Here is an 8,870-nt window from a genome sequence, read left to right as displayed (position 1 = left end):
AACGTCTTTTTTGAAAAATTCTATAAGATTAAACTTCATGTCAGTCAATTTATGAAGCGAATCAATCAGCAACCGTTAGAAACGATTGATCGCCTGCTTGTCAGGTTATGATCTTAATTGCGGCCTATATAGCTTAATTTTTTGAGGGTTTGACTTTCTAAGCAATGTTAGTATTTCATTTAGTTCGGCTTCATGCTTTGTAACCTTAATTTCCTCATTTACATAAGCAAAAAGCTGAATCAAATTAACATTCAGTGCATCTGCAATTTTAGCTATATTTAATAAGGATACGTTCTTTTCTCCACGTTCAATCTGCCCTATGTATGAAAAATGAAATCCGCCTTTTTCTCCAAGCGACTCCTGAGATAACCCTTTTTCTTTTCGCAAAGCACGTATCCTGGCACCCACTAATTTGAGAACTTCTTTATCGTCCATCGTCTACACCTCACTTATTCTAAAAGTGTAGACAAGATATCTAAAGGAAAACATCGAATGATGAATACAATAAATATTAATGATATCTATAAGTATTATTTGGGTGAAAAAGATCCTTCTACCCTTAACCGAAGTCATACCCAGCCATCCAGACACGAACAACACTTACATCATTCAATAACCGATTTCCACACACAATCCCAATACCACATGAAACTAGCCAAAATCCTGCAAAAGCACAACCAACTCCAATGCTGTATTCTCCTATGTGACCGGGCTTTAACTTCTATGCTGAAAGCCCTACATATGAAGGAAAACAATAGCCTTTGCCCTCCAGGTTTCCTATCCATGACTGACCTGCTACACTTATTACATACCGACACCAACCCGGGATTGGATGTTGTCGTTTTTATAGGCACCACTCAATTTCTTTCATCCCAGTTAGAAACTCCGCTCCTTCAAAAGATGAAGAACAAGGATGTGAGCAGGCTGCTACGCAGAACCGACGACATTTTGTACCAGTTGTCAACCCGAGTGATTACTGATCCCTTTGAGACGTACCAGTCCATTTTCTAAGAAATCCTACCATGCCAAATAAACGTTGCCAATGCGCCCTGTCGTAAACCGTTTTTCTTCATACGATAAGAGTATGCTTTAAAGCAAGGAGGGATTCAGACATGGGTGAAGTTGGTTATGGTGGCGGTGGAGCATGGACATCCACAGGCGCGATTCTGGTATTGTTCATTTTGTTGGTGATTATCACTAAATCTTTTATGATCTAACAGCAGGTTAGCATCGCTTAAATCTACAAAGTAGCCTTCTTTCACTACACAGTGAGGGAAGGCTTTTTAATGCAGAATGGATGTTAGCCCAAGCATGTTGTCTGGTCCTGCAAGCATTGCTATACTTTATATACAGGGAAAATTTCCCTTAGCAATGTGACATACATGGATACGCAGAATACGCGAAAAAAACGGAGATTCGTTGACCAAGATCAGGAGGACTACACAATGAACATAGCAAGCAGTCCATTTCAATTCACGACAGACACGGCGACCCTTTGCATATTTGATACGGATGCACTTAAGCATCGTTTGGACGATGAGCCGGATTGGTGGTCCATTGAAGAGGACGAGCTGGGCGAGTTGAATCAGGGGAATGTAGCTATTTTTAATCTATTTACCTTTCTTTAATACAGAGCAGCGAAGGCAGCAAGAGCTTTACAAGTCTGATCCGGTTGTAAATACAGGATGAACCCTGTAACGACCCGGACAAGCCGCTTGAATATGCGGAAACCCTGAACAGGTGCAAACCTGAACTTATGAAAATGGAAAAAAGGCTATCCACACGGCTTACACATCCGTGAAGACAGCCCTTAACCCGTCTATTGATATTTTATAATAATCGCATTGCTGATTTGGCGGCCGGGTGTGGTGAGATAGGAGCCGTTGTAATACAGCCCGCTGGAAGCACCGCCGTCCAAATTCATGGCCTGATAAGCACCTGCCTGCTTCATGATTTGAGCGAGCTGTGACATGGTGGCTCCGCTTGTGGTCAGGAGGATTAGCTTATGATCCCGTGTAATCCCGAGGGCGCTTCTGGTCCCGCCGCCTGTTAATATTTTAGGGTCCTTGAAGCCTTCGGCTTTTATATTCAGGGAAACCTTTCCATTCGTCACTAAACGAGGCCCGGCTTGAAGGGCGCCTTCGACGTTGCCTTGACTTAAACGCTGCTCAAAGGCAGGACCTGAAACCAGCTCGGCCAAATGGTTGGCATCGTACGTGAAGACGGTTCGTTGGTCGCCAGAGCTTTTTTTCAACAATTTCCCGTGGCTGACCAGATAGCCGTAGGGCGTTTTGTAGGAGCTTTTGGTATAGGCGTCAAAGTAGGTACCGTTGATGGCTACAACCGCTTGATTGCGTTTGGCGAGACCGCTTAGGTTCTCCACTTTGCCGATGCTATTGCCTGCCAGCGCCACGTCCAGACTCACCTTGGGATGAAGCATGGAGATGGTGACCACCTTAGCGGAGAAGATGCGTGATCCGACTTTGAAGCTTTTATGAGCCGTCTGGATCGGTGTGGTGCTGCCAGGTAGCTTGCCCGTGAATACCGGAAGCCTGACGGACGTTGTGCCCTGCTTGATATGTACGGATGAAGTTTCCTTTTGCCATGAGACTTGCAGGTTTAGATGCTGGCTGATGAGCTGCAAAGGAACATAGGTAGAACCATTGTCGGTAAAAGGAACGCTGTGCATGCGAACCGTCTGGTCATTCACTTTAGCCGTAGACTGTCCAGCAAACAAGGTGAGCTGGGTATCGCCTTGAGAAATCTCAATCTTTTTGTCCGTAGCCGTCTTGTTGATGGTGATCCCTTCATAGCTGTTCAGGAGGCGGAGAGGGATGAACGAATGGTTACTTTGATCCACATAGACCAGCATAGGTGTTGGTGCAGCAGCGTAGATCGGGGTTACAAGTAATAGCAGGGACAGGATAACAAGTGCGGTGATTCTTTTCATGAATAGATCAATCTCCTTATGTAGTCTTGACACTTTACGAGGTGCTTGTACTTATATCGGGTTTTATAAGTTGTAAATGTATGTATGCCGCGAGCTTTGGCGCTATTTTGTCGGCAGTACGATATCCGGATTGGCGGTTACGCCAGATGAAGGCATGTTAGCGGTTGGAACCTGCGGCGGTATGCTTCATGTAATTGATTTGCAAAGCGGCACCAAGAGGATGAATACAGCATCGGCACCGCTCCAATCCGCGAGACAGGGCGTTGGATCATCTGGCGTAACCATGAGCCACTGCGCTGGTAATACGAATATTTTGCAAATGAGGATAAAAGCAAAATCTGTTAAGCTAACTTGGAAGAATGTGTAATGTCACATGATGCAGTTCTGATATAGAAAGGAAAGAGGTGCGGAGACATGGACAAGAAGGCGGATATTCGCACATCCATGAAGGAGTTATTTGCACATATGGATGAGGCTTTTTTTATGGATTTGGTAGAAAATGTACCCTTCGAGATGCGTGACGGCAATGCCGATGAGGAAGGCTGGATCAAGTGGAAGCCTCTTCCTTCGCAGATCACAGAGCAGGAAGTTCGGGATCTTGAGGAAACCTACCATTTCGAGCTTCCTCCCTTGCTGAGAAGTTTCATCATGTCCTATCATTATGTGTCTTTACAATTCGATAACGAATGCATTCCGGGGGTGTACTGGAGCGATTGTACCTTCGTTGAGTTTCCACGAATGCCTGTGGGCCAAGGGCTAAAGGGATTTTATGAGCTGATCGACCAGTGGTCGCCATTGCTGTCGGCAGGGTATATTCCCTTCGCAGTGGCAGAGGAGAACGAGGGTCCTGTCTGTTTGAATGCAGGGAGCAGACAGAAGGATGGTGACTATCCCGTTGTATGGTTCTATCATCAGGATTTGCAGCATCTGGACGAGGATGAGTTACGCATCAGGGATAACCTGATTCCCCATGTACAAGGGCTGTTCCCATCTTCCGTCGAGATGTTTAACGTCATGTTCAAGGAGATCAGGCACTAACAATTTCGGAATTGGGACTATATCATGCATCTATTGTATTGACATAAAAAATGAGGAATGTTATAAAAAAAGGTAGGCTGGCACTCGAATGAGGGGAGTGCTAACAGACTTTCGAGTTTGGACGGTTCCCCATGTGCAGCCTTACCTTACATAAGGTTCATATTCGAAAGGAGATATCAGAATGGAGAAAAAACAGTTTCAGGCTGAGTCCAAGCGTCTGCTCGAAATGATGATTAACTCGATTTACACGCAAAAGGAAATTTTTCTAAGAGAGCTGATCTCCAACGCAAGTGATGCAATTGATAAAATTTATTACAAAGCGCTGACGGATGATCAACTGGTCTTTGACAAAGAAAATTACTATATCAAAGTAACAGCCGACAAGGAGAACAGAACGCTCACTCTTCGCGATACCGGGATTGGTATGACCAAGGAAGAACTGGAAAACAATCTGGGTGTCATTGCTAAAAGCGGCTCGCTGGCGTTCAAAAATGAAAATGAATCCAAGGATGGACATGACATCATTGGGCAGTTCGGGGTCGGCTTCTATTCGGCATTTATGGTGGCGGATGTTGTTACAGTGACTACAAAGGCACTGGGCAGCGATACCGCTTATAAGTGGGAATCCACAGGTGCAGATGGATATACCGTTGAACCGGCTGAAAAAGACGAGGTCGGCTCTGTGATTGTTTTGAAAATCAAAGAAAACACCGAGGATGAGTCCTACGAAGAATATTTGGACGAGTATCGTTTAAAAGCACTGATCAAGAAATACTCCGACTTTATCCGTTATCCAATCAAGATGGATGTTACGGGCAAACGTCTGAAAGAGGGCAGTGACAACGAGTTCGAGGATTACGAGGAAGAACAGCGTATTAACAGCATGGTTCCAATCTGGAGAAAGAACAAAAGCGAGCTGACCGACGAGGATTATCAAAATTTTTATGCGGAAAAACGCTATGGCTACGACAAGCCACTCCAGCATATCCACGTCAGCGCGGACGGCGCGGTGGTGTACCAGGCTATTTTGTTCATTCCAGAAAATATCCCGTTTGATTTCTATTCCAAGGAGTATGAAAAAGGGCTGGAACTGTACGCCAACGGCGTGCTGATTATGGAAAAATCGCCTGACCTGCTGCCGGATTATTTCAGCTTTGTCAAAGGTATGGTGGACTCCGAAAGCTTGTCGTTGAACATTTCCAGAGAGATGTTGCAGCATGACCGCCAACTGAAGCTGATTGCCAAAAATATCGAAAGCAAAATCAAAGGCCAACTACTGACTCTGCTCAAAAATGACCGGGAAAAGTATGATCAATTCTACAAATCATTTGGCAGACAATTGAAATTTGGCGTCTACAACGATTATGGCACTCATAAGGAGACGCTTCAGGATCTGCTCATGTTCTACTCTTCTACGGAGAAAAAGCAGGTTACACTGGACGAGTATGTATCGCGTATGCCTGAGGATCAGAAGTATATTTATTATGCTTCCGGGGAGTCCAATGAGCGTATCGAGAAGCTGCCGCAGACCGAAATGGTGGCCGACAAGGGCTACGAAATTCTGTACTTCACCGATGATATTGATGAGTTCGCTATTAAAATGCTCATAAGCTACAAGGAGAAAGAATTCAAATCCGTATCCAGTGGCGATCTGGGCATTGAGGCTGACGAGAACGAGAAGGAAACAGAAGCGGAACAAAACGACAACAAAGAGCTGTTCGAGTACATGAAGGGCTTGCTGGAAGGCAAGGTATCCAGTGTTAAAGCCTCCAAGCGCTTGAAGACACATCCGGTGTGTCTGTCCGCAGACGGCGAAGTGACGATTGAAATGGAGAAAATCTTAAATGCTATGCCGAACAACGCCGATGTCAAAGCGAATAAAGTGCTGGAAATCAACATCAACCATGCGGTGTTCAACTCTCTGAAAGAGGCTTTTGCCGAGGACAAGGAGAAGGTCAATCTCTATACGGCATTGCTGTATAATCAGGCACTGTTGATCGAAGGCTTGCCACTGCAAGACCCGGTTGAATTCACCAACGATATTTGCAAAATCATGGTTTAATAAGGTTTAGTTTTGTTTTAGTTTTATAGAGAGCCGTTCCCGCATCGGGGGCGGCTTTATTCATGATAAACAATCCTACAGTACCAGCTAATCATTTTACCACCCTCTGAATCTTCTTCATAGGAATTGGCGGGGTGGCCTTTTTATTAGATATAAGATAATATTAACTCTTTAAGGCTGTTTACCTGGAATGCAAAAAAAACTTCCGGTAAACGTGTACTGACTTCCTTGGAACGCCTTGGGAGGGGCTTTTATGGCGTTTTCATTCCTGAATTTGGGATTTGTAAAATTTTTGTGACATAGCGGTGTGAATTTTCACACTGCAAATTATCGTTTTTCTTGATTATTTGGTGGGATGTCTTTATAATCATTTTGTTTGCAAGAATGATTAGCGATTAGCGTATGGAATAAGGAGGTTATTTATTTTGGGAAAAGCATTGATTATTGGCGCCGGTGGCGTGGCCAGCGTTGTGGTGCATAAATGTTGCCAAAACCCAGATGTATTTGAAGAAATTTGTATCGCGAGCAGAACTGTTGAGAAATGCGATGCGCTTAAAGAAAAGCTGGGTGGAGGCCGTACGAAGATACAAACGGCTCAGCTGGATGCTGACAACACCGACATGGTCATTGACCTGATTCGAAGCTTTCAACCGGATGTAGTTATCAATGTGGCTCTCCCTTATCAGGATTTGACGATTATGGATGCTTGCCTTGAGACAGGCGTTCATTACGTTGATACGGCGAATTATGAACCGCCGGATACGCCGAAGTTTGAATACAGCTGGCAATGGGCCTACAAAGAAAGATTCGAAAAAGCGGGCATTACAGCTCTGCTGGGCAGCGGTTTTGATCCAGGCGTGACTGGAGTATTTACGGCTTATGCTCAAAAGCATTATTTTGATGAAATTCATACGATTGATATTGTAGATGCGAATGCAGGGGACCATGGATATCCTTTTGCAACTAACTTTAATCCGGAAATTAATATTCGGGAAATTACGGCGAAGGGCCGTTACTTTGAAAATGGAGAGTGGATTGAAACTGAGCCTCTTTCCGAGAAAAAGGTATACGACCTTCCTGAAATCGGACCGAAAAACATATATCTCTTGTACCATGAAGAACTGGAATCTCTTGCAGTAAACATTAAAGGTGTGAAAAAAATCCGTTTCTGGATGACTTTCTCGGACAATTACCTGAATCATTTGAACGTGCTTCAAAACGTAGGCATGACTTCCATTGAGCCTATTGATTACGAAGGACAGCAAATCATTCCATTGCAATTCCTGAAAGCCATTTTGCCAGACCCGGCTTCCCTCGGACCTAGAACCAAGGGTAAAACGAACATTGGATGTATCATCCAAGGCGTTAAAGACGGAAAACCGAAAACGTATTATGTATACAATGTGTGTGATCATGAGGAATGTTATGCAGAGGTTGGCTCCCAAGCCATTTCCTACACAACAGGCGTTCCTGCCATGATCGGCGCAATGCTTATCATTAAAGGCATCTGGAAAAAACCAGGCGTATACAACGTTGAGGAATTTGATCCAGATCCATTCATGGAAGCACTGAATAAACACGGATTGCCATGGCAAGAAAGCTTCACGCCAACGTTGCTTGATTGAGGCCTGCGATGAATATTGATATTAGCGGACTTCCATCACCTTGTTACCTTGTTGACGAAAGACTTCTTGTGAAAAACCTTGAGGTTTTAAATTCTGTTCAAGAGCGAACAGGCTGCAATATTTTGCTTGCTCTTAAGGGATTTTCGATGTTTTCGACATTTCCTCTGGTTGGTAAATATTTAAAAGGCGTAACTTCCAGTTCGTTGTTCGAGGCGAGACTCGGTCGCGAAAAGATGAACAAGGAGGTTCACGTATACGCACCCGCTTATGTTGACAGTGAATTTGATGAGCTGCTGGAGTATGTGGACCATATCGTTTTCAATTCCTTTGATCAATTGAAACGGTTCAAAAGCAGAGTGCAGGGCGTAACTTCTAAAAAAATTGACATTGGAATTCGGGTCAATCCGGAATATTCGGAAATCGAAACTCCGCTGTATGATCCTTGCTACAACAACTCCAGAATGGGTGTGACCTTGGCTAACTTTAAGCCTGAGGATCTGGATGGCGTGGACGGTATTCATTTTCATACGATGTGTGAACAGAATTCAGACACACTGGAGCGCACCATTAAAGTCGTGGATGAGAAATTCGGGCCATACATTAAGCAAATGAAATGGCTTAATTTTGGCGGCGGTCATCATATCACCAGAGAAGACTATGATCTGGACACGCTGGTACGCTGCATCCAATATTTCCAGGATAAATATGGTGTACAGGTTTACCTGGAGCCGGGCGAAGCTATCGCCTTGAATACCGGTTATCTGGTCGCTACAGTTCTGGATACGATGAAAAACGGAATGGACATTGCGATTCTGGATACTTCGGCTGAATGTCATATGCCTGATGTACTGGCTATGCCATATCGTCCGAATATCATTGATGCAGGCAAGCCTGGTGAGTATGCACACACCTACAGACTCGGTGGCCTTACCTGCCTGGCCGGAGATGTGATTGGAGACTACTCCTTTAAAGAGCCATTGAAGCCGGGAGACAAGCTTGTATTCTGCGACATGGCCCATTACACGATGGTCAAAAACCACATGTTCAACGGAGTCAACCTGCCAGCCATCGCCAGCTACAATGACGAAGAAGGCATTAAGGTGATCCGCCAGTTCTCCTATGAGGATTTTAGCTCACGTCTGTCCTAAGATATGGATAGTGTGAAATGACTGAGTGTATCGATTGGAATGACTGA

The 8,870-nt window shown here is 44.5% G+C and carries 9 protein-coding genes and 1 pseudogene; 8 read left to right on the top strand and 2 right to left on the bottom strand.

What is annotated here, in order from left to right:
* Positions 1 to 105 precede the first annotated feature (105 nt).
* On the bottom strand, positions 106 to 435 hold the full coding sequence (locus E0698_RS09000) for a helix-turn-helix domain-containing protein (RefSeq protein WP_192511328.1): 330 nt from the start codon (positions 433 to 435) through the stop codon (positions 106 to 108).
* 306 nt (positions 436 to 741) lie between these two features.
* On the opposite strand from E0698_RS09000, the gene E0698_RS26725 reads away from it, so the two are divergent.
* From E0698_RS26725 to E0698_RS08990, 3 genes are all read left to right on the top strand, one after another.
* Positions 742 to 1,011 carry a hypothetical protein gene (locus E0698_RS26725; protein ID WP_238353919.1) on the top strand — a complete coding sequence of 90 codons (270 nt, stop codon included), beginning with the start codon at positions 742 to 744 and terminating at the stop codon, positions 1,009 to 1,011.
* A 101-nt stretch (positions 1,012 to 1,112) separates the two neighbouring features.
* Complete coding sequence (locus tag E0698_RS26720) at positions 1,113 to 1,217, top strand: YjcZ family sporulation protein (RefSeq protein WP_222934649.1); 105 nt, start codon at positions 1,113 to 1,115, stop codon at positions 1,215 to 1,217.
* A gap of 228 nt (positions 1,218 to 1,445) precedes the next feature.
* The gene (locus E0698_RS08990) at positions 1,446 to 1,628 is read left to right on the top strand and encodes a DUF6386 family protein (protein ID WP_192511335.1); all 183 of its coding nucleotides are present in this window, start codon (positions 1,446 to 1,448) and stop codon (positions 1,626 to 1,628) included.
* 191 nt (positions 1,629 to 1,819) lie between these two features.
* On the opposite strand, the gene E0698_RS08985 is transcribed toward E0698_RS08990, so the two are convergent.
* Positions 1,820 to 2,950, bottom strand: a complete 1,131-nt coding sequence (locus tag E0698_RS08985) for a phosphodiester glycosidase family protein (RefSeq protein WP_192511326.1) — start codon at positions 2,948 to 2,950, stop codon at positions 1,820 to 1,822.
* An 88-nt stretch (positions 2,951 to 3,038) separates the two neighbouring features.
* Between E0698_RS08985 and E0698_RS08980 the strand changes: the two are divergent.
* From E0698_RS08980 to nspC, 5 genes and pseudogenes are all read left to right on the top strand, one after another.
* Positions 3,039 to 3,253, top strand: a pseudogene (locus E0698_RS08980) (hypothetical protein); the annotation flags it as partial.
* 111 nt (positions 3,254 to 3,364) lie between these two features.
* A complete protein-coding gene (locus E0698_RS08975; RefSeq protein WP_134910368.1) occupies positions 3,365 to 3,988 on the top strand; it encodes an SMI1/KNR4 family protein in 624 nt (207 codons plus the stop codon).
* Positions 3,989 to 4,169: 181 nt separating this feature from the next.
* Positions 4,170 to 6,050, top strand: coding sequence for a molecular chaperone HtpG (htpG, locus tag E0698_RS08970; RefSeq protein WP_192511325.1), 1,881 nt, complete (start codon positions 4,170 to 4,172; stop codon positions 6,048 to 6,050).
* 425 nt (positions 6,051 to 6,475) lie between these two features.
* Positions 6,476 to 7,675: a saccharopine dehydrogenase family protein gene (locus E0698_RS08965; protein ID WP_137062499.1), complete on the top strand. Its 1,200-nt coding sequence runs from the start codon at positions 6,476 to 6,478 to the stop codon at positions 7,673 to 7,675.
* An 8-nt stretch (positions 7,676 to 7,683) separates the two neighbouring features.
* On the top strand, positions 7,684 to 8,823 hold the full coding sequence (gene nspC / locus E0698_RS08960) for a carboxynorspermidine decarboxylase (RefSeq protein WP_192511324.1): 1,140 nt from the start codon (positions 7,684 to 7,686) through the stop codon (positions 8,821 to 8,823).
* Positions 8,824 to 8,870 lie beyond the last annotated feature (47 nt).

This window comes from Paenibacillus sp. 23TSA30-6 (assembly GCF_014858585.1).
Taxonomy (GTDB): domain Bacteria; phylum Bacillota; class Bacilli; order Paenibacillales; family Paenibacillaceae; genus Paenibacillus.
Note: the sequence above shows the minus strand (reverse complement) of the source record. Positions and strands in the feature narration are given on the sequence as shown.